The sequence below is a fragment of the Pseudomonas parakoreensis genome, from assembly GCF_021602155.1.
In the GTDB taxonomy this organism is placed as follows: Bacteria; Pseudomonadota; Gammaproteobacteria; order Pseudomonadales; family Pseudomonadaceae; genus Aquipseudomonas; species Aquipseudomonas parakoreensis.
Map to the genome: position 1 here is coordinate 273054 of NZ_BQHY01000006.1, position 24801 is coordinate 297854.

Below are 24801 nucleotides of genomic sequence, written 5' to 3' on the forward strand. Positions count from 1 at the left end.
ATAACGATGAACCCATGGACTAAAACGTTATTGGCGCTGCTGATAACGCCCGCCGTTTTGCTGATCAATGGCTGCCACTTGATTGCGCAGTCGCGCTGGGAAGGACGCGATGTTCAGGAAGCGCTCGATCTGTTTGGCAAACCCGACTCGATGAAAAAACAGACCGGGGCCAACGGCGAGAATCTGGCTGTGCTCACCTGGTATAAATCGTCCAGTTGGACCACCACGGAAGCGGCCGGTACTTCAATGAATCACACCGGTAACGGCATGGTTTACACCGAGTATTACCAGACGGTCGGCCACAGTTCCGATTGCAAACTCGAAGCCACCGTCAACAAGGCGAAAAAGATCGTGCTGTTCAGGATCGAGGACGGAAAGATCATTCACGGCAAGTGCATCAACGTGCCGTTCGTGCCCGGTTATATTCCGCCCGGTTTCTAGTGCAACCCTGAGCAGGTACCTGCTCAGGGATAACTGAACGACTTCACCAACGTCAACTCCCCCACCACCCGCATCGGCACCACAAACGTCTCCATCTTCTCGCTCGGCGTGCCTTCCTCGGTAATCACCGACACCTGCGCCGTGGTCAGCGGCTGCACCGCCTCTTCCCCGCCTTCATCATCCCCGCGATAACCACCGCCGAAGTAGTTCACATACACCAGATACTGGCCCTTGATCGGTGCCGGCATGGCGAAGATTTCCGGGCCGTAGCCGGTAGTGACGTCGACGTCGAGCGCCGCGCCATTGGGCGCGACTCGATCGCCGTACCAGATGTGCGCGCCGTCGGGGGTGATCAGGTGCAGGTCGAGGTCGGTACCGTCGCTGTCCCACGACAGCAACACGCGCAGTTTGGCCGGAGTCGCGCCGCCGCTGGCGTTGAGGAACTGCGTGCGATGGCGTTGCTGGCCGTCGGGGCTGCGCACTTCGACGCTGTTGCTGCCGTTGGGGAAGGAGAACGGACGGTCGAAGCGGCCGCTGTCGTCGATTTTCAGCGGCATGCTGACACCATTGACGATCAACCGGCCGGGCTCCTTGTTCTTGGGGGTGGCTTTGATTTCGCCGCTGATGCGCGCGGTGTTGGCCTGGCCGACCGGGGTGTTGACCGAAGAAGCCGGGTAGTTGACGGTCTGGCGGAAGTTTTCGCCTTCGCCCTCGGGCGCGCCGGTGCGCCAGCCGCCGACCGGGGTGTCGAGTTTGACGCTGTCGGCGGCCATCGCCATCGGCCATGCATTGAACGCGCAGAGCAACAGCAAGACCTGTGGATAACGGAGTGTCATGGTCTATTCCAGCAAGAGGTGACGGGCGAGCCCTTCGATGTAGGTTTCATCCTGGCCGTTGGGATGTGCTTCAAAGGCCAGGTGCAGGTATTCGTGAGTCAGGTCGAGGCGATCCTGCAGCGTGAGCACGCCGCGCACGTAGATGCGCTGGCGTTCGCGATCGACGAACGGGCGGCCGAACGCCAGTTTGCACACGGCGAACGTGCTGACTTCGTTGTAGCCGGTTTCGCTTTCCAGGGTCGGACGCCAGCCGCGACGCTGCTTTTGCAGCCAGTCTTGCGCGGCAGGCAGCGCTTCGCAGGAAGCGACCGGGTTGTCCCAACGGCTGAGGCTGGCGCGCGGATAAGCGTGCAGCAGAATCGCGTCATAGCGCTGGCCGGCGCTGGCCTGCTCGACGGCTTGTTGCCAGGCGAGTTTGTCCGGGCCGGGTTGATCGGAGTGATAGGTGACGGTGCTGCCGGCCAACACCAGATCCGCGGTCCACGCCGCGATGTTGCGCGACTCGGCGGAGGCCGGGCGCGGAGCGACGCGCTGACGGTTGCTGCTGTCGTCGATGCTCAGGCAATCGCCGTTGCGCGTGGCGTTTTGCAGCAGATAGGTGCGGATCGCCACGGCCAAGGCTTTGGCAGCTTCGGCGGGTTCGGGTTTGGCTTCGCGCTCAAGGACGCGGGCGACGTATTCTTCGCGATCAAGTCTGGCGACCAGTTTGTCGTTGAGCAGAAACAGTTCGCCGGAACTGTGGATATCCAGCGCATTGCCGTTGGCGAATTCGACGCGGTAGTCGCCCTGCAAAGGCCCGGAACCAGCGACGCGCTCACCCGACATGACTCGCGAAAGCGGATAACGCGAGAACAGTCCGACCTCAACACAACGCCCTGCTTCCGCCGGCCAGGAAGCAGGCAACACCGTCGCCAACGCCTGCCCGTAATGGCGCAAAACCATCTGACTGGTGCCCCGGCCACCGGCCCAGATCGGCGAGCCGTCCGCCGTCCAACCGGCGAAACCACCCTGGCGCGACTGCGGATCCTGATCGCCGAGCCAGCTCCAGGTCTTAACCCGCAGGCGACCACCCAGTTCGCCGACGACATTGCCGTCCGCCGCATTCAGCACGACGTCGAGCAACACGCGACGCATCTGCTCCTGCGCTGGCAGCACCGACAACACCTTCAGCAAGTCCGTCACGGAAACCCGAGTAGCCGGTTGCACGGTCGGCAAATCCAGCAACCACGACGGGGCCTGCCGCGCCTGCCAATACGTGCGCCAATCGGCAGCTGTGATGCCCAACCGCGCAGGCTCGAAGTACAAGCCGCAGGATTTCACCAACGCCTGATCACGCTCGATCCTGCCGCCCGCCGAACAGCAATAAACCTCGTCCTTCGACTGTCCGCGACACTCATACGCCGGCTCGCGGGCACCGGTATCCACCAGCCACGCATAGACGAACAATTTCCACAGGCTGCCCAGCGGCGTCTCCAGCGTCGACGGCAACGGCTCGCGAGCGATCAGTTGCGTGTGATTCAACGACAGCAACTCACCCTTGTACGCCAGCCGCAGCGGCTCATCCTGCGCCGTCGCCAGCGCAGGCATCACACACATCAGCAGCCACAGCAGCGGCCGGTTCATGTCAGTTGACCGTGACCTGACCGAGGGCGGCTTTCGCTTCCCGGGCCTGATGCTGCGGCGCGTAGACCTGAGTGAAACGCACCGGCGGCAAGTTGAACTGGCCCTTCTGCGAGAAGCGCACCAGATGGCGCAAACGCAATTCGCCGCTCAGCGCATCCACCGGCACCGCGTAGGCCAGTTGCCCCGGCTCGAAGCGCGCCTTCTCCAGCGCGGTCGGCTCGGTGCCGTCCTTGCCCTGCAACTTGATGCCCCAGGTAGTGCGCTCGACATCGGCACCCGGTGGCAGCGGCACTTCAAGCATGCCGTAGCGCAGCGGTTTCGGCGCCTTGCTGGTGAGGATCACCTCGTCCAGGTACAGGCTGTCACTGGACAGCGGTTTAGCGCCGACCGGCTCCAGTTTGAAGGTGAACGCTTCGTCGCCCGGCACCAGTCGCGACAGACGCCGGGTGATCGTCACGGCCATTGGATCGACCGCCGGTTGCTGGGTCTGGAAGCTCAGCGCCGCGCGCAGCGGACGCTCCTGAGTGCCGGACACCGACAACACGCTCGGCACCGGCGTCGCACCCTGCCAGGTCCAGTACATCTCGCCGGTGGCGCCGTAGTTTTTCTTCCAGCCTTCACCCGGCAGCAGCGCGATGGTCGGCGAGGCCTGAGCGATGCTGCGTTGCAACCAGCTCAGCGCCAGCGCCCGTTCGAGGGTCGATTGCTGTGGCAACAGACGTTGCAGCAACGCCGTCGCGCGGGCCTGATCGAACGCTTGCAGCGACAAATTCAGCGCTTCGGCAAACGGCTGCGAACTGACCGCCAGACGCTGTTGCGCCGCACCGACCTGTCGATTGAACGCCTCCGGCAACGCGACTTTCGACTGCGTGGCCAGCGCCGCAGTCAATACCCGCGCCGCCGCCAGCCCTAGCGCCGAATCCGGATCGCTCATCACCAGGCTGTCTTCACCGTCGTCCATCAGGGTTTCGGCGTTGCCCTCACCGGCCTTGGCCAGATCGTCCATCAAACCGCTGAGCAAGGTGTTCACCGGCAAGTGCATCTGCCGAGCGAACGACAGAATCAGCGCCCGCTGCAGCAATGGCGTGTTCGGCGCTTGCTTGGCGTAGACCTCCAGCACCCGCTGCCAATGCTCCGGCGGCAAAGTCAGTTCCAGCACCTGACTGGCGTTCCAGTCGGCGTAGTAAGCGTAAGCAGTGAGGAAGGCGTCCGGCTCGCCGTCAAAGCCCCACCATGTAAAGCTCGCCGACGGTCCGGCCATCTGCACCAGACGCAGGCGGCTGTTCTGCATGATCAGGCGCAGTCGATCGCGGATCTGCGGGTTCGACGCCAGCGACGGATAAGCAATGCTCAGCGGCAGCAAGCGGCTGGCGGTCTGCTCGACGCCACCGTACGGGTAGCTCAGCAGATCATCGAGCGCGGAACGGAACAGCGCTTGCGGACTGTCATCCAGACGCAGGCGAATATCGGTGGCATCTGCTGGCAAACTCAACGGTGTGTCGCCGCTGGCCACGTCGAGGCTCTGGGTTTGCGTGACTTGCCAGCCGTCACCGGTCGCACTCAGGCGCACGGCGAGGGCGTCAGCGGTTTTGCCGTCCTGTACCAGTTCGGCAGTCCACTCACCCGAGGCCAGGGCGAACGCTGGCAGCGGCACATAGTTGATGCCGTTGTTCAGCGTCACCGGCAGGCGTTGTTCGGCGCCGGCGTAATGGCTGACCAGCTCAGCCTTGACCGGTTTCTCGGCCTGGCTGAAAGCGAATACACCGAGTTGTGGCTGATCGCCCTTGCGGAATTTGCTCGGCCCGCTCCACTTCAGGTACAGCGGTTTTTCCGAACGGACGAACTGCTTCTTCTGCCCGACCTGGCCGTCATCGGCGATGGCCCGCGCGGTGATGCGCCAGCGGGTCAACGAGTCCGGCATCTTGAAGGTGAAACGGGCTTTGCCGTCGGCACCGGTCAACAACTCTGGCTGCCATGCGGCGGTGTCGACGTCTTCACGACGCGGACGCTCCAGCACTTTCACCCCGCGCTCACTGCGGTTGGCCTTGCCCGGTGCGCCGGGGCTGCCCGGCAACGCCACGTCGTAACTGATGAACGACAGGCTGGCGCTGGTGCGCACGTTATTGCGCCGTGGGTGGTAGAAGAACTGGTCGATGGTCGGCGCGACTTCCGGTTGCAGCGCGTAGACCATTTCATCGACCACGCTGACGGTCAGGTGCGCCGGTACGGCTTTGCCGGCGAACTGCGTGGTCAGGTCGACGGTGACGGTGTCGCCCGGCTGATACACCGCTTTGTCGGTGCTGATCGCCACGTCGATTTGCGGTGCGACCACCTTGATCCCGGCGTTCTGGAAGCTGTACTGCCCGCCCTTGGTGTACAGCACCGAGAAGGTCAGGTTCGGCGCGAAATTGTCTTTCACCGGAATCCGCGCGCGGTATTGGGTGTCGCTGAGTTTTTCCAGCTTCAGCCAGTCGCCGCCTTTAGCCAGCAGCGCGGTGGCCTCGACCTTATCGCGCTCCAGCGACAGCAGGGCATCGTTGACCGGCTCCGGGAAGGTGATCAGCGCCAGCGCTTCATCGCCAGCCTTGTACTCAGGCTTGTCGAGGACGATTTCCACAGTGCCCGGCACCGCTTTGACACCCTCCCCCGTAACCGAATGACCGGTGGCGCCGAGAACCCGACCGTGCTGATCTTTCAGCGTCAAGTTGTAAGTGCCCGGACGTTCGAAGGCAATGCTGAAGCCCTTGTCGGTCGCCGCCAGTTTGCCTTCACCGGTGCTCTGGTCTTCCAGGCGCACCCAGCTGTAGGTGCTCGGGGTGACCGCTTTGCTCTGCTCGCTGCCGCCCTCGTTGACGTAGCGGAACGCGACTTTGTCGTTGACCGCGCTGAAGCGTTGCGGCGCGCTCAGGCGGAAGCTCGCGGCGCCACGGTCGATGAGGATTTCCTTAGTGGTCTTGACCCGATACGCCGCGCCATCACTGGCAAACACGGTGAGCATGTAGCGGCTCGGTTTGTCGGCGGCCGGCAGGTCGAGGGTCGCGTTGCCCTTGCTGTCGGTGGTCAGTTCGGTGCTGGTCAGCTCCACCGGGAATTGCCCGAGGTATTGCAACTCGTTGTCGACCATCGACAGTTGTTGGGCACGCAGGCTCAGGCTCAGTTTGGCGTTGGCCACTGGTTTGCCGTCCGGGTACAGCAGCACCAGACTGCCCTTCACCGGCTCACCAGTGCGGTAATCCTGCTTGGCCAGATTCAGCGAAATTTCGAAGTGCGGCTTGATGTATTCGGCCACACGGAAAGCGCTGCTGTAGGCCTGATCCTTGTAGTTGAAGCGGATCTCGTAACCACCGGCCACGGCATTGTCCGGCAACTGGAACCGGCCTTGTGTACCGGCCTTGGAATCGAGTTTCAGGTCGAGGTGTTGCAGCTCGGTGCCGGTGGCATCCAGTACGCTGACCGTTACGTCAGCCGCACCCGGCAATACCGAATCCCGCGCATTCTTGAATTCGCGACCGACGATTTTCAGCGACACCCAATCACCCGGGCGATACAGCGGCCGGTCGGTGAACGCGTAGAGTTTGGTGTCGTAGATTTCGCTGTCGTAGTAGAAGTTTTCCGAGACAAACACCCCGCCCTCTTCGTCCTCGCCAATGACGAAGGAACGCTCGGGGCTGACGTGTTTCAGACGCAGCAAACCATCGGCATCGGTGGCACCGCTGCTCATCACGCCGAGGCCGTCAGTCCACAGCACATTGACCTTCGGCACCGAACTGCCTTCGTGTTTGCGCGCGGCCCAGACCAGCAATTCATCACCGGCAATCTTGCTCACCGCCACGGTGTTGGAAACGAAGACCATGGTGGTCGCGCGGTACTTGCCGATCAGCGCTTCGACCAGGTACAGACCCGGCTTCAGGTTGCCCAGCGGGATGTACACGTTACCCGGCGCAACGCTGACGAACTCGCTGGACGACCCGGCCAGATTGACGCCGGCCGGCGGCTGGATCGGTTTGGCCTGCCACAGCGGATAACGGAACTGGCTGACCACCGGCAGACCCGGAATCAGCGCGAATTGCGGCTGCGCGTCGTACGGCGTCGGCGCAGCGATGGCGGTGCCCATCTTCAGCTCCGGCACTTCCTCGGTGACCTGCTTGCGCGACTCGTAGGAGAACGCGCGCTGCATCACCCGCCGCGATTTGCGGTACCAGTTGTCCCACAGGTACGCGAGGGTGTTGGACAGGCCTTCGCCCTTGAATTGGCCGTCGCTGACCACCCGGTGCAGGTTCTTCTGGCGCTTGAGGAAATCCAGCGGTTTGTCGATGCGGTACACGCGAATGTCGGCGCCGCCATACGGCTCCATGCGGAAACGGCGGTAGTCGCGGCCCGGTGCTTCGAGACGCACCATCGCCTGCTCGTCGGCGGCGAAACTGCTGTCGGCCAGCAGGAAGAAGCTTTCACCGGCGACTGGCGTGTAGCCGCTTGGCTCCACCGAATCTTCAGCGTTGACGGTCGCCAATGGCAGCAACAGCGCCAGCAGCAGAGGAATTCGAGCGCAGAGTCGCAGCATGCGGGCACCGGTCATTGGGAGAGAAAGTTCAGTCGATAGACGCCGATGAAGTTGGGGTTGGCTGCGTCGGGTATCCATCGGGTGTCCTTCCATGTCATGAGTTGCTGCAGGCTTGCCGAACGCATGCCGTTGTCAGTGGGGGTGGTCGTGCCGGTGTGATAGGCGATATAGCGGCCCATCCAGATCATCAGGTGCTGGTCGTCGCCCTGATCGAAAAACATCAGGTCGCCGGGGCGTGCCTGGGACACGTCGCGGCTGACCAGATGGCTGTTGAACTGAATCAGTTTGATCGCGTTGACGTACGGCCCGACCTTGCCGCCGCCCTGCTGCCATTGCTGGGCGAGCTTGCGCTGCTCATCGCTGAGCGACAGTTCCGGCGGCAGGTAGCGATTGGACAGGCCATTGCTGCGCAGCCATTTGTCGTCGTGGACCTTCAGCGCTTCGTTGGCGGCAAAACGCACGAGGCCTGCGCAGTCCTGCTGATACCAGCGCGGGCTCGGGCCCTGGCTCAGTTGCTCCTGAGCGATGCGCACGAACCAGGCGCGGAATACCTGGGACTGCGCCGGATCCAGCGCAGGCGTTTCGATGGCTCGGGCACTGGCGCTGAGCAACAGCGCGAGCAGGCCGAGGCTGCGGATCAATGCCGTCACAGCGCTTTCCATTCCAGCGGCAGCCATTGCCAGTGGCCGTCTGGCTCGCTGCCTTCGGGCAAGGTCAGGGCGTATTTGCCCATACCGCCGAGGGTGCGCAGTTTCGGCATCAGGTAGGTTTGCGCGGCGTTGTAGAACACCGGCTCCATGTCCTGCGGCAGGCTGTCTAGGGTTTCCTGCTGCATCAGTTGCGCCATCGAATCCGGGCCGAAGTAGATCGGCATCAACACATCTTTCGGCAGCACGTCAGCCATCGGCGGGAAGCGCTTGTCGAGGGTGCCGAGGGCCTTGTCGACCAGTTTGTCGTCGAGGGAGAACAGCAGCGTCGAACCGTGACGCGCGAGGCTGACTTTCATGAAAGCGCGGCCGCTGATCGCGTCCGGGTTCTCGGCAGTCTTGGCGGCGTACGGACCGAAGTTGGAGCTGACCTGACGCTGCCAGACATGACTCTGACCTTCCTGCTTCTCGACCACTGGAAACGCGTGTTCGTCGACATTCGACTCGTAGGCGCCCACCATCGAACCGAACAACGTGCCCAGGTCGCCATCGAGCTTGCTGCTGTCCTCATCCTTAAGGCTGGCGACCAGCAACGGCGTGTACAACCGCGAATCGGCGTACCAGCACAGGCCTGCCGCACCGGCGACGTGCTCGGTGAGTTTCTGCGCCACGGCTTCGTCGGCGCCGAGTTTCACCAGCAGCGGTTTCTGCGGTTCCGCCGCCACCGGCAAGGTCACGCAGGCACTGGCGCCCAGCGGCATGGCTTGCCACACCGGTTTGAAATCGAAGTCCGGTTGGTTATCCAGCTCATCCATGGCGAGATAGCTGTGCCAGCCTTTGTCGTCCATGTCGAAACGCAGCCCGGCGAAGTTCGGGATGAAGCGCTGATAGCCCATCGCAAGGACGCTGGAATTGACCGACAGACGCTGTTTGATCTCCGGCGCCCTGGCCGGCAGACCGAAGGCCTCGGGGAACAGTTTGTCGCCGTTGAGCAGCGCGGCCAGCGCCTGCGGCGAGACGTGCCCGGACTCTTCCGATTCGCCATTGGCCGGGTCGTAATATTTGTTCGGGTTGGACAGCACCACCAGTTTGTCGCCACGCGACGCGAACAGCAGTGATTTGCTGGCGTTGTAGCTGAGCTGGTACAGCGGCACTTCGTCACCGCCGACCTTGAGGCTGCCGAACACGCTGAGCTGCGCATCGTCCAGCGCGACTTTCGCCAACGGCTCAAGCAGCTTCGCCAACCCGCCGCGATCCATCACCAGCAGGAAATCCTTGAGCCGGCCGTCGGCACCGCGCCACAACGCTACATCGGCCGGTTGGTCGAAAAGCTGCTCGATCAGGCTGTCCTGCAGCTTCAAGTCGTGTTCGTAGATGATCCGGCGCAGGCTGCCGATCAGGCCGAGACGGTCGGCGTGGGTTTCGTAATAGAAGACGAAATCTTCGGTGAGCGTGGCCTTGAGGAACGGCACCGTCAGCAGGTCCTTGGGCAGCTGGCTCAGGGAGCGGGTTTCCAGCAGCGCATCCGGACGGCTCAGGCCGAGCTTGTCGCTGGCCAATGCCGCCGCCGGCACCTTGGGCTTGTGCAGCAGCCAGCCGAGACCACCGGCCACCCCGGCCACCAGGGCCAGGCCGATCAGCAGCGCCGGCCAGCGCCGGGAAGGTTGGCCGGCAGGAGTCGGGACAGCCGGAGAAGCAGCGTTATCACTCATGTTCACAAAACCCGAAGTTCATCCGTGGAGCGGGATGCTTAATAGTTGAAAGTCTTGACCAGCAGCAGATCACCGATCGCCCGCAGGGGCACGATGAATGTTTCGCGTTTTTCGTCGACCGTGTTTTCGTTGAGCACCAGCGTGATTTGCGAGGTGATGACCTCGTTCTGGTTGCTGGCCTCCTCGAAGTTATAGCCGCCGTCGCCGAAGTTGCCCCAATAGTTGACGTAAACCAGATAGGTGCCATGCAGCGGCGCGGTCATGGTGAACATTTCCGGGCCGGGGCCATCGACGCCATCCGGATCCAGACCGCCGCCGTTGGTTAATGCCGTGTGGGCGAAAAACGCATGCTGGCCGTCCGGGGTAATGATGTGCAGATCGAGTTCGGCCTTGGGATCATCCCAGCCGAGCACCACGCGGATCTTCGCCGGAGTGCGCAAGTTGTTCGCTTCATAGAACTGCACACGCTTGAGCGACTGCCCCTCGGCACTGCGCACTTCGACACTGTTGGAGCCGGCGCCAAACGCATAAGGCCGGGCGAAACGCCCGTCATCGTCGGTGTACAGATTCAATGGATTGCCGTTGACCGCCAGCGTATGCGGCCCGCGCTGATGACCGATAGCCTTGAGCTGGCCCTGGATCATCGTGCGATTGCGCTGGATGCCACGATCGATTGGCGGGGTGGGATAGGCGACTTGCGGGTTTTCACTGCGATCAAGCAGGCCGTGATAACGCCAGCCACCGGACGGCTCTGACAGCTCGGCAGTCGGCGCCGCCAGCAGCGCAGGCGCGCAAGCCCAACCGATCAGCAGCCAAAGAAATGAACGCATGTAATGCCTCCTGCCATGCCTGAACGAAACCTTGCACCCGATCCTCGGTACTTCACAGCGGTGGAAACTGCGTTTCGTCTGAAAGACCCCGTGACTAGCGGGTCGTAGAAGGCGCGAAGATTAGCGATTCGGCAGTTTTTTAACAATCGGATACATCTGGATTTGCGGCGAGAATCACGCCGTAAAGTGGACGGTGAGCCGAATAGCCGTCATATTCGGCTCACCAAATGAGCCGAATAGCGATTCTATTCGGCTCACAGCCCTATTACAGGCAATAACCGATGACGACTCAATGGATCTGGCAACAACCTGACTGGCCTGATTTCAACTGGCAGGCCGAACGTCTGGCACCCCTGTTGCGCGAGTGCGTACAGGCACAAGGCCAATTGATGGGCATGGCCGGATCTGTTGGCAACTCCCTGAGCGCTCAGACCGAACTCGATGCACTGCTGCAAAACATCGTGACCTCCTCGGCGATTGAAGGCGAGCAGTTGAATGTCGGCTCAGTGCGTTCGTCATTGGCTCGACGCCTGGGGCTGGAATTGCCCGACGGCGATAAAGTCAGCCAACGCAGCGAAGGCCTGGCGCAACTGATGCTCGACGCCACCCGGCGCTTCGCTGAACCACTGACGCTGGAGCGATTACTGGAATGGCATCGATGGCTGTTTCCGGATCAGGAAAGCGACTTTACCGCAAGGTCGATGCATGTCGGTGCGCTTCGCGGTGACGAACCGATGCAGGTAGTTTCCGGTCGTCTCGACCGCCCTACTGTGCATTTCGAGGCGCCACCGCGCCAAGGTCTCGAGCGGCAGCTCGACAGGTTTCTTGCCTGGTTCGAGGCCAGCCAGCATCAAACAGCGCTGGATCCGTTGCTGCGGGCCGGCATCGCGCATTTCTGGTTTGTCACGCTGCATCCGTTTGATGACGGCAACGGACGCCTGACGCGGACCATCACCGATCTGGCGCTGGCGCAAGGCGAAGCACAGGCCATCCGGTTTTACGCGATGTCGGCCAGCATCCTTGATGACCGAAGCGGCTATTACCGAGTGCTTGAGGCCAGTCAAAAAGCCACACTGGATGTCACCCAGTGGCTCACGTGGTTTCTGCAGACGCTTTTACGCAGTCTGCAGCAAGCCATCGCGCGGATCGAAAGTGTGCTGGGTAAAACCCGGTTTTGGCAGGCGCACCGTGAATCCGAGCTTTTGGTGGAGCAGATCAAAGTACTCGATCGTTTGCTCGACGGTGGAGAGCGCGGGTTCGAACACGGTATCAGCGCGGCGCAGTATCAGGCGGTTGCCAAGGTCTCCAAAGCCACGGCGACGCGACATCTGGCGGAACTGCTGGAAAAGGGTTGTCTGCAGCGAATGCCCGGAGGCGGACGGAGCACGCGATACAAAATCACCTACCCGGACAATTCCTCCAATTGAACCGCTGCCCCATTGGCGAGGGCTTACGAAAGCCCCGCTCATTTGCCCATAAACCCCCTATCTGCTAGTGTCGCGCCGGTTTAACGTCAACCGGAAATCGCCGCCATGGCCCGCAAAAAAGCTGCACTGGATTTCGAACAGTCCCTCGCCGACCTGCAAACACTGGTCGAGCGTCTGGAGAACGGTGAATTGTCGCTGGAAGACTCGCTGACCGCTTTCGAGCAAGGCATCGGTCTGACCCGTGACTGCCAGGCAGCGCTGGCCCAGGCCGAGCAGAAAGTGCAAGTGCTGCTGGAGCGCGATGGCGAACTCGCCGAGGAACCCTTCGACGCGGACCAGCCAGAATGATTGCGGCGTATTCGGCGACCAGCCAGGCGCGAGTCAATGCGGCACTGGAAATGCTCTTCAAGGCGCCGCTGCCGGAGCTGTCGCGCCTGTATGAGGCGATGCACTACAGCGTGATGATCGGCGGCAAGCGCGTGCGTCCGCTGCTGGCCTACGCCGCGTGCGAAGCGCTGGGCGGCAAGGCTGAGCAAGCCAACGGCGCGGCCTGCGCGGTTGAGCTGATCCACGCTTACTCGCTGGTGCACGACGATTTGCCGGCGATGGACGACGACGATCTGCGTCGCGGCCAGCCCACCACCCACAAGAAATTCGACGAAGCCTGCGCGATCCTCGCCGGTGACGGCCTGCAGAGCCTGGCTTTCAGCGCCCTGCTCGATCCGCGCCTGAGCAATCTGGATGCCGACATCCGCCTGCAACAGGTCACGGCGCTGGCGCACGCCGCAGGCCCGGCGGGCATGGTCGGCGGTCAGGCCATCGACCTCGGTTCGGTCGGTCTGAAGCTCGATCAACAAGCGCTGGAGCAGATGCACCGGCACAAGACCGGCGCGCTGATCGAAGTCAGCGTCAAACTCGGCGCTCTGGCCAGCGGCCGTGCCGAGCAGGATGAACTCAAGGCCCTGCAGACTTATGCACAGGCCATCGGTCTGGCCTTTCAGGTGCAGGACGACATTCTCGACGTCGAAAGCGATACCGAGACCCTCGGCAAGCGCCAGGGCGCCGACATCGCCCGCGACAAGCCGACCTACCCGGCCCTGCTGGGGCTGGAGGCGGCCAAGGCCTATGCCCTTGAGCTGCGCGATCAAGCCCTGCACGCGCTGCGACCGTTTGACGCGGCCGCCGAGCCTTTGCGCGACCTGGCCCGGTATATTGTCGAGCGGCGCAACTGACGGCGAATCCGCCAAAAAAGACCAACGCGTGGGCAGGGGGCGATGCATCAGGTAAACTGCCGCATCTTTTATACCTATAACGATTCGCCTGATGCCCACGACGTTTCATGAGATTCCCCGCAAGCGCCCGACCACGCCCCTGCTCGACCGCGCGAACACGCCGGACGGCCTGCGCCGGTTAGGCGAAGCCGAGCTGGAAACCCTGGCCGATGAGTTGCGCCTGGAATTGCTCTACACGGTCGGCCAGACCGGTGGGCATTTCGGTGCGGGCCTGGGCGTCATCGAGCTGACCATCGCGCTGCATTACGTGTTCGACACCCCGGATGACCGGCTGGTGTGGGACGTCGGGCATCAGGCGTATCCGCACAAGATCCTCACCGGTCGTCGCCAGCGCATGGAAACCTTGCGCCAGAAGGACGGCATCGCGGCCTTCCCGCGTCGCGCCGAGAGCGAGTACGACACCTTTGGCGTCGGCCACTCCAGCACCTCGATCAGCGCAGCGCTGGGCATGGCCATTGCCGCCCGCCTGCAAAACAGCGAGCGCAAGGCGATTGCGGTGATCGGTGACGGCGCGCTGACCGCCGGCATGGCCTTCGAAGCGCTGAACCACGCGCCGGAAGTCAACGCCAACATGCTGGTGATCCTCAACGACAACGACATGTCGATCTCGCGCAACGTCGGTGGCCTGTCGAATTATCTGGCGAAGATCCTTTCGAGCCGCACCTACGCAAGCATGCGTGAGGGCAGCAAGAAAGTCCTGTCGCGCCTGCCCGGCGCCTGGGAAATCGCCCGTCGCACCGAAGAATACGCCAAAGGCATGCTGGTTCCCGGCACCCTGTTCGAAGAGCTGGGCTGGAACTACATCGGCCCGATCGACGGCCACGACCTGCCGACCCTGATCGCCACCCTGCGCAACATGCGCGATCTGAAAGGCCCGCAGTTCCTGCATATCGTCACCAAGAAAGGCAAAGGCTTCGCTCCGGCGGAAGTCGACCCGATCGGTTACCACGCGATCACCAAGCTCGAACCGGTCGACGCTCCGGCCGCCGCGCCGAAGAAGGCCAGCGGGCCGAAGTATTCGGCGGTGTTCGGCGAGTGGCTGTGCGACATGGCCGCGGCTGACCCGCGTCTGGTCGGGATCACCCCGGCGATGAAGGAAGGCTCGGACCTGGTGGCGTTCAGCGAACGTTTCCCGCTGCGCTATTTCGACGTGGCAATTGCCGAACAGCACGCCGTGACGTTCGCCGCCGGCATGGCCTGCGAAGGTGCCAAACCGGTGGTGGCGATCTACTCGACATTCCTGCAACGCGGCTACGACCAGTTGGTGCACGACGTCGCGGTGCAGAACCTCGACGTGCTGTTCGCCATCGACCGCGCCGGCCTGGTGGGCGAAGACGGCCCGACCCACGCCGGCAGCTTCGACCTGTCGTACCTGCGCTGCATCCCGGGCATGGTCATCATGACCCCGAGCGATGAAAACGAACTGCGCAAGATGCTCACCACCGGCCACCTGTACAACGGCCCGGCGGCGGTGCGTTACCCACGCGGCACCGGCCCGAATGCGACCATCGACAAAGACCTCGAGCCGATCGAGATCGGCAAGGGCATTGTTCGTCGTCAGGGCAGCAAAGTCGCTCTGCTGGTGTTCGGCGTGCAACTGACCGAAGCGCTGAAAGTCGCCGAGAAGCTGGATGCGACCGTGGTCGACATGCGCTTCGTCAAGCCGCTGGATGAAGCGTTGGTGCGCGAGATCGCCGGCAGCCACGAACTGCTGGTGACCATTGAAGAGAACGCGATCATGGGCGGCGCCGGTGGTGCGATCAGCGAATTCCTGGCGCGAGAGAACATCCTCAGGTCGATGCTGCACCTGGGCTTGCCGGACATTTACGTCGAGCACGCCAAACCGGCGCAAATGCTGGCCGAGTGCGGGCTGGATGAAGTGGGCATCGAAGCCTCGATTCGCGAGCGCCTGACTCTGCTCAACAAGTAATCACCATCCCTGTGGGAGCGGGCTTGCCCGCGATGAGGTCGGCACAGTCAACATTGATGTTGGATGTACCGACGCCATCGCGGGCAAGCCCGCTCCCACAGTGTTTTGTGTCGCTAGAAATTTTGTGCAAACCAGAAACACCAACGGAACACCGATGAAACTCGCGCGCCTCGCCCTGCCCCTTTTCCTGCTTCCCACCGCCAATACCCTCGCCGACACCTTCGAGCGCGATCAGGCCCTGAAACTGCCGGACACGCTGATCAGTGCCAACCGCCAGGTCGAAGCGCGCAACGACAGCAGCGCCGCCAACACGGTGTTCACCCGCGAAGACATCGACCGCCTGCAACCGGGCAGCGTCACCGACTTGCTGCAACGGGTGCCGGGCGTGCAAGTGGCGCAGGCAGGCGGGCGCGGCAGCCTGCCGGGGATCTACATTCGTGGCACCCAGTCGGCGCAGAGTCTGGTGCTGGTCGACGGTCAGCGCATCGGCAGTTCGACCTCCGGCGACAGCAACCTGCAGCACCTGAACATCGATCAGATCGAACGTGTGGAAGTGCTGCGCGGTTCGCGTTCGGTGATTTACGGCAGCGATGCGATTGGCGGGGTGATTCAGATCTTCACCCGGCGTGGCAACGAGCAAGGCCTGCAACCACGTCTGCACGTCGGCTTCGGCAGTAACCAGACTTGGGAACGCAGCCTCGGCCTGTCCGGTGGCGACGAGAAGACCCGCTTCAACCTTGGCGCCAGCCTCGATGACACCGCCGGTATAGACCGTACCCACGAGTCGTACCCAAGCGACAGCGATCATGATGCCTATCGCAATAAATCCGTCAGCCTGAGCCTCAGCCATGCGCTGGCCGATGACATTGAAGTCGGCGCCAACCTGCTGGATAACCGTGGCAAGAGCGAGTTTGACAACCCGTTCGGCCGCTTTGACACGAGCACCTTCGAGTCAGTGCAGCAACAGCCTTACAGCGACTTCAACGTCAGCAGTGTCAGCAGCTACGTCGATGCGCGGGTCAACGAAACCTGGAAAACCCGCGTCGAATTCGGTCACAGCGAGAACCGCGAGAAAACCTTCGACAAGCTCAGCGACGAGCGCACGGTGTTCAATACCTATCGCGACTCGGTGAACTGGCAGAACGACCTGACTCTGGATGCGCGCAACAGCCTGATCCTCGGCGGCGACTGGTACGAGGACCGGGTCAACAGCAGCACCGCATTCAACGAAGACAGCCGCTGGAATCGCGCCGCGTTCATTCAGCATCGCTATCAGGCCGACAGCTTCTCCACAGAACTGGGTCTGCGTCACGACGATAATCAGCAATTTGGCACCCAGAACACATGGAGCGGCACCTTTACCCTGCCGCTGAACCCGGACAACGACCTGCTGCTGAGCTACAGCGAAGGCTTCCGCGCGCCGACCTTCAACGACCTGTACTACCCGGACTTCAGCAACCCGGATCTGAAACCGGAAACCTCGAAAAGCTACGAACTGCAATGGCGCAGTCAGTTGGGCGATAGCAGTCGGCTGGAAGCGTCGATCTACCGCACGGATCTGCAAGACGCGATCATCTTCGGCAGCAACTCGCGCCCGGAGAACGTGGCCTCGGCGCGGATCAATGGTTTCGAAGCCGCGCTGAAACAGGAACTGTTCGGCTGGCAGAGCAATCTCGGTGTGGCGATTATCGACCCGCGCGATCGTGATACCGGGCACACTCTGGCGCGTCGTGCGCGGCGCACATTGAGCTGGGATTTGGATCGCCAGTTTGACCAGATCGGCGTCGGTGCGAGCTGGCAGGCTGTCAGCAACAGTTATGACGACCTGAAAAATGAAAACCCGCTGGGTGGCTACGCCTTGTTCGGCTTGCGCAGCAGTTGGGCGCTGAACCGCGAGATCACGCTGGATCTGAAGGTCGATAACGTTTTCGACAAAGGCTACAGCCGGGCGAATTACAGCTATGACGGCAGCCAGTATGGCTATCGCGAGGAGGGTCGAGTCTGGATGTTTGGGGTCACCTGGACTCCAGGACTTAACTGAACTCCCTGTAGGAGCTGCCGAAGGCTGCGATCTTTTGATCTTGATCCTCAGCGACTCCAAGTCAGCCACAAGCAAGATCAAAAGATCGCAGCCTTCGGCAGCTCCTACAGAGGTCAGCGGCGGGGCTGGATGAGTTGGCAGAGTCTGGCGGTCGCTTCGATCATCTGGCCGCTTGGGCGCTCCAGGCCTTTATCCGTGACCAATAGCAATTGTCCTCTCCTCACCGCCGCCACTTGCGGCCAGGCTTTCCACGCGTCCAGCTGCGCCTGATCACCGGCCAGAATCACCTGCGGATCGCGCTGTAACACTGCCTCGATACTCACCTGCGGCGCGGGCACACTCAGGTCGGCAAACACATTGCGTGCGCCACACACCTCAAGCGCATCGCTGATGATCTGCCCGCCACCGACGGTGTACAGCGGTTTGTCCCAGACTTGATAAAACACGTTCAGCGGCGTGTCGCGACGATAGCGCTGGCGCAGGTCATCGACTTTCTTGCGCAGGTCTGCCGCCAGTTTCGTCCCACGCTCAGGTCGCCCGAGTTGCGCGGCAATCGTCTCGATCTGCGCTGACAACTGTTGGAGATTGTGCGGTTCGGCGACGTAGGTCGGGATGTTCAGGCGTTTGAGCTGGTCGCGCTGCGCCGCGCCGACACTGCCGGGCCACAACAGCAGCACATCAGGCTTGAGGCTGAGCAGGCGCTCCATGTCGAGTTGCCCATAGCGCCCCACCGAGGGAACACCGGCAATGGCGGCAGGACGCTCGCCAGCATCGAGTACGCCCACCAGCAGATCAGCCGAATCCAGCTCAACGACGATTTCCGACAGCGAAGGCGCGAGGCTGACCACCCGCAGACTCGCCAGCACCGGGCCCGCGCAGGCCAGCAGCAGAACCGCCAGCCACAGACGGCGCATCAGCCGAGTTGACGCGGGATACGGTAGAGGTAGAACAGCACGGCCGTGGACAGCGCCAGCAACATCAGCGGTACGGCTTCAAGACCGACGAACACCGCCAGCGCACCGATCCATGCCGGCAACGATGCCGCGAGCAATGCAATACGGCGCTGGGTGGCCAAAGCAATCCAGGCCGCCGGTTCATCAGGGGTGTCGAGGGCTTTCTGCGTGGTGATCAGCGCGTGTTTGTAGCGCCCGAAGAACTTCAGGCTGACAAACATCGACGCAACGCCGGCGATGAACAATGGCATGGTCAGCACCGGCACAATGCCCTCGCCCTGACCGAACAGCAGGTTCAGGACAAACAGCGGCAGCAGCGCCAACGCCAGATACTTCCACCAGTCGACCGCCAGGCGGCGTCGCACTTGACCGCGGGTCACGCGCGGTCTACCTCGCCCTGATGCTCGTTGCCCATCATGTGGTCGAGCTTGCTGGCCTTGGTTGCCAGGTACAGTTTGTTGTGCGGGTTGTGCCCGGTGTGCAGCGGCACACGCTCGGCAACGACGATGCCCATGTCGGTCAGGGCTTTGACCTTGCGCGGGTTGTTGGTCATCAGACGCAGCGACTTCACGCCCAGATGCTCGAGCATCGGCAGGCACATGGCGTAGTCACGCTGATCGGCGGCAAACCCCAGACGCTCGTTGGCTTCAACGGTGTCGGCGCCGCCGTCTTGCAACTCGTAGGCGCGGATCTTGTTCAGCAGACCGATGCCGCGACCTTCCTGACGCAGGTACAGCAGCACGCCACGGCCTTCACGGGCGATGGCCTTGAGTGCCGCTTCGAGTTGCGAGCCGCAGTCGCAGCGCTGGCTGAACAGCGCGTCACCGGTCAGGCACTCGGAGTGCAACCGGCCGAGCACCGGGGCACCGTCGGCGAAATCACCCAGGCTCAGCACAACGTGCTCGCGGCCGGTGGCCTCATCGAGAAAACCGTGCATGGTGAATTGTGCAAAAGGCGTTGGCAGCTTGGAAGCGGCGACAAAAACGACAGGCACCGGTGTGCTCCTGATCTAAAAGTCTGAAGATTCGCAGGCCGGCATTGTAACAGCAGGTTCCTGCAGACGCTTAGGCTGAATTATCGGGCATAACGATCAAAATGTTTGATGACTCCTCGGACAACCGGGATCCCTGCAGGAGCTGTCGAGTGAAACGAGGCTGCGATCTTTTTGACGGGTTGTATTGGTTCAAGATCAAAAGATCGCAGCGTGCCGCAGCTCCTACAGGGGTTCGCATCAGGGCGTCTCAAACGGATACGGCTGCTTCCACTGCTCGAAAACCGGCTTCAGCTCCCCGCTCTTGACCAGTTGCTCCATGCGCCTGTCGAACAGCGCCAACAGTGTGCGCGCTTGCGGCGTGTCGGCGAAGCACAGGTAGAGCGGCAATTCGGCGATATGCGTCTTGCGAAACTGCGTCGGATCCTTGGCCCGGCCGATCACATAATCGATTTCGGTCAAGGCATCGATGTAATAGTCAGCGCGGTTGTGGGTGAGCATCGACAGGATCCCGGTACGCCGCACGACCTCATTGTAGTTGCGCACATTGGGCAAATAATCCTGATAGTCGTAACCACGTACCCACGCCAGGCGATAGTTGCCGAGGGTCTCCGGGGTCGGTGACGGATTGCTCGCCAGGCCCAGGGCGTAGATGTGATCGGTGTCGAAGTTCCAGCGCGGGTATAGCAGGTCGCTGGCCTCGTTTTTATACGAACCGACGCAGGCATCGACTTCACCGCGCTCGGCCAGACCTACGGAGCGCGTATAGGGTTCAGTGCGGATGTCGAGCTTCACCCCGGCCGGTTCGAACACCTTGCGCAGCACGTCCCAGCCCAGGCCGTGGCCGTCGGCGGCGGTGTAGTCTTCCCAGTCTTCGCTGGCCAGATGGATGACCGCGGGCGTCGGCGCAGCTTCCTGCGCACTGGCAACAGTGCCCAGCAAGGTCAAAAACACAAGCGCCAGCCAGCGTCGAGCCATCCCTCGTTTCCTCACTTAACCCTGACGATACGGATCAGGCGAAAATCCACACCAGTCCCTGCATCGCCAGCCAGGCGAACACGCCGGCCAGCACGTCGTCGAGCATGATGCCGACGCCGCCGTGGACATGCCGGTCGATCCAGCGGATCGGCCATGGCTTGAGAATGTCGAAGAAGCGGAACATCAGGAATCCCGCAAGCAACCAGTACCAGCCTTCCGGCACCAGCCACAGGGTGATCCACATCCCGACCATTTCATCCCAGACGATGCCTTCGTGGTCGTGCACCCGCAGATCGTCGGCCACCTTGCCGCACAGCCAGAAGCCGAACAGCATGGTGATCCCGAGCATCAGCCAGTAACCCCAGTCGGGCAGCATCTGCCACAACGGGATAAAGGGTAGCGCAACTAACGAACCCCACGTGCCCGGTGCTTTCGGCAAGGTGCCGGAGCCAAAGCCGAACGCGAGGAAATGCCAGGGATTGCGCCAGACCGACGGCGGAACGAATTCGGCCGGAACCTGTTTCGGGTGATCTGTCACGGTGTCTCCTGAAAATGTTGATAACCGCGGATTTGCGGGGTGATATCGTGGCCTTCGCGATCCAGCAGCACCACACCCTGGCCCTGCGCCACACGCCCGATCACATGGATCGGCCAACCATCGGCCAGCAGCGCCGGCAACTCGACGGACGGTAGCGTGAAGGCCAGCACATAGTCATCGCCGCCGCTCAACGCTGCCCGTTCGGCACCACGCTGACCGAGAAACGCCACTAAAGCATCGGACAACGGTACGCGCTCGCGTTCAACTTCGAGTCGAACCCCCGAAGCCAGAGCGATATGCCCGCAGTCGGCGAGCAGGCCGTCAGAGATATCGAGAGCCGATGTGGCCTTGCCACGCAAGGCCTGACCGAGCGCCAGTTGCGGTTGCGGCGACCAGTAATGATCGAGCAACGGCTGGGCGATATCTGCTTCGGCCTCGCGCTGGCCAAGCACCAGCGGCAACGCCCCGGCGGCATTGCCCAGCTCACCGCCAACACAGAGCAGATCGCCCGGTTGTGCGCCGCTGCGGGTCAAGGCCTGCCCGACCGGAACGCGACCGAATACGGTCACCGTCAGGCTCAACGGCCCGCGCGTGGTGTCACCGCCGACCAGCGCGATGCCGCAGCTCTGCGCCATGCGGTTCAAACCGCGGGCGTAGGCTTGCAGCCAATCGGCGGTCACCGTCGGCACAGTCAGGGCAAGGGTAAAGGCAACGGGCGTGGCGCCCATGGCGGCCAGGTCGCTGACCGCGACGGCCAGCGAGCGCTGACCGAGCAGAAACGGATCGCAGGGATCGGCGAAATGCACGCCGGCCACCAGCGTATCGGTGGAAATCGCCAGCTGTTCCCCGGGGGGAACGGCGAGCAAGGCGCAGTCATCGCCGATCCCCAGAGCAACGCCCTCGCCGCCCTGCGCACAAGGCGCGGCGGCGAAGAAATTGCGGATCAGCTCAAACTCGCCCATGAGGTCTCAAGCGCGTATCAGCGCTTGAATGCCTTCACTTCAGCTTCACGCAGGCGCGGAGCCAGCTTGTCGAGTACGCCGTTGACGAACTTGTGGCCGTCGGTCGAACCGAAGACTTTCGCCAACTCGATACCTTCGTTGATCACCACGCGGTACGGCACATCGACACGCTTGAGCAGTTCCCAAGTGGACAGGCGCAGAACCGCCAGCTCAACCGGGTCCAGCTCTTCGATTTCGATGTCCAGGCACGGCTTGAGGGCGGTGTCGATTTCAGTCTTGAACTGCGGAACCCCGTGCAGGATCTCGCGGAAGTAGGCGCCATCGACATCGGTGAAATCGTTATCAACGCGAAACTGCGCTTCGATCTCGTTCAGCGATTGCCGGGCCATGTGCCACTGATACAGGGCCTGAGTCGCGAGCTGACGGGCTTCGCGGCGCTTGGCGCTCTTCGATGGCTTGCCGGCATCCGCAGGTTTCGGATCGCGCGGGTTGAAACGATCGCTATCGTCGCTAATCACTTGGCCTCCAACTGCGCCAGCAGGCTGACCATTTCCAGAGCGGACAGGGCAGCTTCAGCACCTTTGTTGCCGGCCTTGGTACCGGAACGTTCGATGGCTTGCTCGATGGAATCAACGGTCAGGACGCCGAACGCGACCGGTACGCCGAATTCCATGGACACCTGGGCCAGACCCTTGGTGCACTCGCCTGCCACGTATTCGAAGTGCGGAGTGCCGCCACGAATGACCGCGCCGAGGGCGATGATGGCTGCGAACTCGCCTTTCTGGGCGACTTTCTGCGCAACCAGCGGGATTTCGAAGGCGCCAGGTGCGCGGATGATAGTGATGTCGCTTTCGCTCACGCCGTGGCGAACCAGGGCATCAACTGCACCGCTGACCAGGCTTTCAACCACGAAGCTGTTGAAACGGCCCACTACCAGAGCGTAGCGGCCTTTAGGGGCGATGAAGGTACCTTCGATGGTCTTCAGGGTCATTCGTCAGATCTCTTAAAGAGCCGGGACGCGTCTCGTACGCATCCCTCAGTGATATTAGCCACAAATTCATGACCGGAAACATCGCATTGCTGTTCGACTACACCCTGTGGCGAGGGGATTCATCCCCGATGGACTGCGCAGCAGTCCCAACCAAATAGGGCCGCTACGCAGCCCGTCGGGGATGAATCCCCTCACCACAAGGAACTACATCAACAATGCCGAATTCACCGGGTCATTATTCGGAGGGCACGTATTCTACAACTTCCAGATCGAAACCGGATATCGCATTAAATTTCATTGGCGCCGACATCAGGCGCATTTTGCGCACACCGAGGTCACGCAGGATCTGCGAACCGGCACCGACGATGCTGTAGGTGGTCGGTTTTTTCACCGCCGCCTGATCAGCAGTTTCGCGGATGTGCGCCAGCAACACGTCGCCATCAAGCGGGTGCCCGAGCAACAGCACCACACCGCTGCCGGCCTCGGCCACCGCAGCCATCGCGGCACGCAGGCTCCAGCGGCCAGGTTGCTTGACCATCAGCAGGTCGCGCAGCGGGTCCATGTTGTGCACGCGAACCAGGGTCGGTTCCTCGGCGCAAACGGTGCCCAGCGTGAGCGCCATGTGCACGTCGCCTTCCACCGAATCACGATAGGTCACCAGGTTGAATTGGCCCAGTTCGCTGTCCAGCGGCTGCTCGGCAATCCGCTGAACGGTACGTTCGTGGATCATCCGGTAATGAATCAGGTCGGCGATGGTGCCGATCTTGATGTTGTGTTCGGCGGCAAAAGCTTCCAGTTCGGCGCGACGGGACATGGTGCCGTCGTCGTTCATCACTTCGCAGATCACGCCGCTCGGCTCGAAACCGGCCATGCGCGCCAGGTCGCAGGCGGCTTCGGTGTGACCGGCACGGGCCAGCGTACCGCCAGCCTGGGCCATCAGCGGGAAGATGTGGCCCGGGCTGACGATGTCTTCAGCCTTGGCATCTTTGGCCGCCGCCGCTTGCACGGTGCGCGCACGGTCGGCGGCGGAGATACCGGTGGTGACGCCTTCGGCGGCTTCGATCGACACGGTGAACTTGGTGCCGAAACCGGAACCGTTGCGCGGTGCCATCAGCGGCAGCTTCAACAGCTCGCAGCGCTCGCGGCTCATCGGCATGCAGATCAGGCCACGGGCGTGCTTGGCCATGAAGTTGATGTGCTCGGCCTTGCAGCATTCGGCGGCCATGATCAGGTCGCCTTCGTTCTCGCGGTCTTCGTCATCCATGAGGATGACCATCTTGCCTTGGCGGATGTCTTCAACCAGTTCTTCGATGCTATTGAGCGCCACAAGGCACCCCCTTCAGTCAGGATTTGAGGTAGCCGTTGGCGGCCAGAAAGCTTTCAGTGATACCACCGGACGTCGGCTCTGCAGCCTTGTCGCCCAACAGCAAACGCTCCAGATAACGCGCCAGCAAATCGACTTCCAGGTTCACCCGGCGGCCTGGCTTGTAGGAGGCCATGATGGTTTCGCTCAGGGTGTGCGGAATGATCGTCAGCAGGAATTCGGCGCCATCCACCGCGTTCACGGTCAGGCTGGTGCCGTCGACGGTGATCGAGCCTTTATGGGCGATGTACTTGGCCAGCTCTTTCGGCGCGCGGATGCGAAATTCCACGGCGCGGGCATTGTCGCTGCGCGACACCACTTCGCCGACACCGTCGACGTGACCGCTGACCAGATGCCCGCCGAGACGGGTGGTCGGGGTCAGGGCTTTTTCCAGATTGACCGGGCTGCCGCTTTTCAGGTCATTCATCGCGGTGCAATCGAGGGTTTCGCGGCTGACGTCAGCAGCAAAACCGTTGCCCGGCAATTCAACCGCGGTCAGGCACACGCCGTTGACGGCGATGCTGTCGCCGAGTTTGACGTCGCTCAGGTCGAGCTTGCCGGTTTCGACATGCACCCGCACATCACCGCCCTTGGGGGTCAGTGCACGGATACTGCCGATGGATTCGATGATGCCGGTAAACATGGGGTTCTCCTTGAGAACGAAGCCAGCGCTAAGGCGATGGCC

The 24801-nt window shown here is 62.2% G+C and carries 22 protein-coding genes; 6 read left to right on the plus strand and 16 right to left on the minus strand.

Annotated features, from left to right (window positions below; all coding sequences use genetic code 11):
* Nucleotides 1-6: 6 nt before the first annotated feature.
* Nucleotides 7-441, plus strand: coding sequence for a hypothetical protein (locus L6D63_RS11640; RefSeq protein ID WP_047296849.1), 435 nt, complete (start codon nucleotides 7-9; stop codon nucleotides 439-441).
* Nucleotides 442-464: 23 nt separating this feature from the next.
* Here the strand turns inward: L6D63_RS11640 and L6D63_RS11645 are convergent, their stop codons facing one another.
* Genes L6D63_RS11645 through L6D63_RS11670 form a run of 6 tightly spaced genes read right to left on the minus strand, consistent with a single transcriptional unit; the run spans nucleotide 465 to nucleotide 10650 of the window.
* Nucleotides 465-1277: a YfaP family protein gene (locus L6D63_RS11645; RefSeq protein ID WP_131671534.1), complete on the minus strand. Its 813-nt coding sequence runs from the start codon at nucleotides 1275-1277 to the stop codon at nucleotides 465-467.
* Nucleotides 1278-1280: 3 nt separating this feature from the next.
* On the minus strand, nucleotides 1281-2900 hold the full coding sequence (locus L6D63_RS11650) for a DUF2300 domain-containing protein (protein WP_131671533.1): 1620 nt from the start codon (nucleotides 2898-2900) through the stop codon (nucleotides 1281-1283).
* A 1-nt stretch (nucleotide 2901) separates the two neighbouring features.
* A complete protein-coding gene (locus L6D63_RS11655) occupies nucleotides 2902-7476 on the minus strand; it encodes an alpha-2-macroglobulin family protein (protein ID WP_131671532.1) in 4575 nt (1524 codons plus the stop codon).
* Nucleotides 7473-8123: a DUF1175 domain-containing protein gene (locus L6D63_RS11660; RefSeq protein WP_121187413.1), complete on the minus strand. Its 651-nt coding sequence runs from the start codon at nucleotides 8121-8123 to the stop codon at nucleotides 7473-7475. Before L6D63_RS11660 ends, L6D63_RS11655 begins: the two co-directional genes overlap by 4 nt.
* Nucleotides 8108-9820, minus strand: coding sequence for a DUF2138 domain-containing protein (locus tag L6D63_RS11665; protein WP_236170331.1), 1713 nt, complete (start codon nucleotides 9818-9820; stop codon nucleotides 8108-8110). The genes L6D63_RS11660 and L6D63_RS11665 overlap by 16 nt, the downstream gene beginning before the upstream one ends.
* Before the next feature lie 38 nt (nucleotides 9821-9858).
* Nucleotides 9859-10650 (minus strand): YfaP family protein, encoded by a 792-nt coding sequence (locus L6D63_RS11670; RefSeq protein ID WP_047296857.1) that lies wholly within the window; start codon nucleotides 10648-10650, stop codon nucleotides 9859-9861.
* Between the two features lie 281 nt (nucleotides 10651-10931).
* On the opposite strand from L6D63_RS11670, the gene L6D63_RS11675 reads away from it, so the two are divergent.
* The 5 genes from L6D63_RS11675 to L6D63_RS11695 all read left to right on the plus strand — a co-directional run bounded on the left by L6D63_RS11675 (nucleotide 10932) and on the right by L6D63_RS11695 (nucleotide 17340).
* Nucleotides 10932-12077 carry a Fic family protein gene (locus L6D63_RS11675; protein WP_131671530.1) on the plus strand — a complete coding sequence of 382 codons (1146 nt, stop codon included), beginning with the start codon at nucleotides 10932-10934 and terminating at the stop codon, nucleotides 12075-12077.
* Nucleotides 12078-12182: 105 nt separating this feature from the next.
* Nucleotides 12183-12425 (plus strand): exodeoxyribonuclease VII small subunit, encoded by a 243-nt coding sequence (locus tag L6D63_RS11680; protein ID WP_007894317.1) that lies wholly within the window; start codon nucleotides 12183-12185, stop codon nucleotides 12423-12425.
* The gene (gene ispA, locus L6D63_RS11685) at nucleotides 12422-13309 is read left to right on the plus strand and encodes a (2E,6E)-farnesyl diphosphate synthase (protein ID WP_131671529.1); all 888 of its coding nucleotides are present in this window, start codon (nucleotides 12422-12424) and stop codon (nucleotides 13307-13309) included. Before L6D63_RS11680 ends, ispA begins: the two co-directional genes overlap by 4 nt.
* A gap of 91 nt (nucleotides 13310-13400) precedes the next feature.
* Nucleotides 13401-15299: a 1-deoxy-D-xylulose-5-phosphate synthase gene (dxs, locus tag L6D63_RS11690; RefSeq protein ID WP_131671528.1), complete on the plus strand. Its 1899-nt coding sequence runs from the start codon at nucleotides 13401-13403 to the stop codon at nucleotides 15297-15299.
* A 154-nt stretch (nucleotides 15300-15453) separates the two neighbouring features.
* The gene (locus tag L6D63_RS11695; RefSeq protein WP_131671527.1) at nucleotides 15454-17340 is read left to right on the plus strand and encodes a TonB-dependent receptor domain-containing protein; all 1887 of its coding nucleotides are present in this window, start codon (nucleotides 15454-15456) and stop codon (nucleotides 17338-17340) included.
* Between the two features lie 113 nt (nucleotides 17341-17453).
* Here L6D63_RS11695 and L6D63_RS11700 read toward each other — a convergent pair whose 3' ends face one another.
* The 10 genes from L6D63_RS11700 to L6D63_RS11745 all read right to left on the minus strand — a co-directional run bounded on the left by L6D63_RS11700 (nucleotide 17454) and on the right by L6D63_RS11745 (nucleotide 24759).
* A complete protein-coding gene (locus L6D63_RS11700) occupies nucleotides 17454-18254 on the minus strand; it encodes a cobalamin-binding protein (RefSeq protein ID WP_131671526.1) in 801 nt (266 codons plus the stop codon).
* A complete protein-coding gene (locus tag L6D63_RS11705) occupies nucleotides 18254-18673 on the minus strand; it encodes a hypothetical protein (protein WP_047296863.1) in 420 nt (139 codons plus the stop codon). The genes L6D63_RS11700 and L6D63_RS11705 overlap by 1 nt, the downstream gene beginning before the upstream one ends.
* Nucleotides 18670-19287: a GTP cyclohydrolase II gene (gene ribA / locus L6D63_RS11710; protein ID WP_027612931.1), complete on the minus strand. Its 618-nt coding sequence runs from the start codon at nucleotides 19285-19287 to the stop codon at nucleotides 18670-18672. The genes L6D63_RS11705 and ribA overlap by 4 nt, the downstream gene beginning before the upstream one ends.
* Nucleotides 19288-19524: 237 nt before the next feature.
* Nucleotides 19525-20262, minus strand: a complete 738-nt coding sequence (locus L6D63_RS11715; protein WP_131671525.1) for a substrate-binding periplasmic protein — start codon at nucleotides 20260-20262, stop codon at nucleotides 19525-19527.
* A gap of 34 nt (nucleotides 20263-20296) precedes the next feature.
* Nucleotides 20297-20800: a phosphatidylglycerophosphatase A family protein gene (locus L6D63_RS11720; RefSeq protein ID WP_003228639.1), complete on the minus strand. Its 504-nt coding sequence runs from the start codon at nucleotides 20798-20800 to the stop codon at nucleotides 20297-20299.
* Nucleotides 20797-21762: a thiamine-phosphate kinase gene (gene thiL, locus L6D63_RS11725; protein WP_095668201.1), complete on the minus strand. Its 966-nt coding sequence runs from the start codon at nucleotides 21760-21762 to the stop codon at nucleotides 20797-20799. Before thiL ends, L6D63_RS11720 begins: the two co-directional genes overlap by 4 nt.
* A gap of 17 nt (nucleotides 21763-21779) precedes the next feature.
* A complete protein-coding gene (gene nusB, locus L6D63_RS11730; RefSeq protein WP_047296866.1) occupies nucleotides 21780-22280 on the minus strand; it encodes a transcription antitermination factor NusB in 501 nt (166 codons plus the stop codon).
* Entirely contained in the window at nucleotides 22277-22753 is a 477-nt protein-coding gene (ribH, locus tag L6D63_RS11735) for a 6,7-dimethyl-8-ribityllumazine synthase (protein ID WP_003228649.1), read from the minus strand. The genes nusB and ribH overlap by 4 nt, the downstream gene beginning before the upstream one ends.
* A gap of 235 nt (nucleotides 22754-22988) precedes the next feature.
* Nucleotides 22989-24080: a bifunctional 3,4-dihydroxy-2-butanone-4-phosphate synthase/GTP cyclohydrolase II gene (gene ribBA / locus L6D63_RS11740; RefSeq protein WP_007966103.1), complete on the minus strand. Its 1092-nt coding sequence runs from the start codon at nucleotides 24078-24080 to the stop codon at nucleotides 22989-22991.
* Nucleotides 24081-24096: 16 nt separating this feature from the next.
* On the minus strand, nucleotides 24097-24759 hold the full coding sequence (locus L6D63_RS11745) for a riboflavin synthase (protein ID WP_007955571.1): 663 nt from the start codon (nucleotides 24757-24759) through the stop codon (nucleotides 24097-24099).
* Nucleotides 24760-24801 lie beyond the last annotated feature (42 nt).

Coding starts and splice junctions, on each gene's coding strand:
- L6D63_RS11640 (WP_047296849.1), top strand. CDS start 7: ATGAACCCATGGACTAAAACGTTATTGGCGCTGCTGATAACGCCCGCC.
- L6D63_RS11645 (WP_131671534.1), bottom strand. CDS start 1,277: ATGACACTCCGTTATCCACAGGTCTTGCTGTTGCTCTGCGCGTTCAAT.
- L6D63_RS11650 (WP_131671533.1), bottom strand. CDS start 2,900: ATGAACCGGCCGCTGCTGTGGCTGCTGATGTGTGTGATGCCTGCGCTG.
- L6D63_RS11655 (WP_131671532.1), bottom strand. CDS start 7,476: ATGACCGGTGCCCGCATGCTGCGACTCTGCGCTCGAATTCCTCTGCTG.
- L6D63_RS11660 (WP_121187413.1), bottom strand. CDS start 8,123: ATGGAAAGCGCTGTGACGGCATTGATCCGCAGCCTCGGCCTGCTCGCG.
- L6D63_RS11665 (WP_236170331.1), bottom strand. CDS start 9,820: ATGAGTGATAACGCTGCTTCTCCGGCTGTCCCGACTCCTGCCGGCCAA.
- L6D63_RS11670 (WP_047296857.1), bottom strand. CDS start 10,650: ATGCGTTCATTTCTTTGGCTGCTGATCGGTTGGGCTTGCGCGCCTGCG.
- L6D63_RS11675 (WP_131671530.1), top strand. CDS start 10,932: ATGACGACTCAATGGATCTGGCAACAACCTGACTGGCCTGATTTCAAC.
- L6D63_RS11680 (WP_007894317.1), top strand. CDS start 12,183: ATGGCCCGCAAAAAAGCTGCACTGGATTTCGAACAGTCCCTCGCCGAC.
- ispA (WP_131671529.1), top strand. CDS start 12,422: ATGATTGCGGCGTATTCGGCGACCAGCCAGGCGCGAGTCAATGCGGCA.
- dxs (WP_131671528.1), top strand. CDS start 13,401: ATGCCCACGACGTTTCATGAGATTCCCCGCAAGCGCCCGACCACGCCC.
- L6D63_RS11695 (WP_131671527.1), top strand. CDS start 15,454: ATGAAACTCGCGCGCCTCGCCCTGCCCCTTTTCCTGCTTCCCACCGCC.
- L6D63_RS11700 (WP_131671526.1), bottom strand. CDS start 18,254: ATGCGCCGTCTGTGGCTGGCGGTTCTGCTGCTGGCCTGCGCGGGCCCG.
- L6D63_RS11715 (WP_131671525.1), bottom strand. CDS start 20,262: ATGGCTCGACGCTGGCTGGCGCTTGTGTTTTTGACCTTGCTGGGCACT.
- thiL (WP_095668201.1), bottom strand. CDS start 21,762: ATGGGCGAGTTTGAGCTGATCCGCAATTTCTTCGCCGCCGCGCCTTGT.
- ribH (WP_003228649.1), bottom strand. CDS start 22,753: ATGACCCTGAAGACCATCGAAGGTACCTTCATCGCCCCTAAAGGCCGC.
- L6D63_RS11745 (WP_007955571.1), bottom strand. CDS start 24,759: ATGTTTACCGGCATCATCGAATCCATCGGCAGTATCCGTGCACTGACC.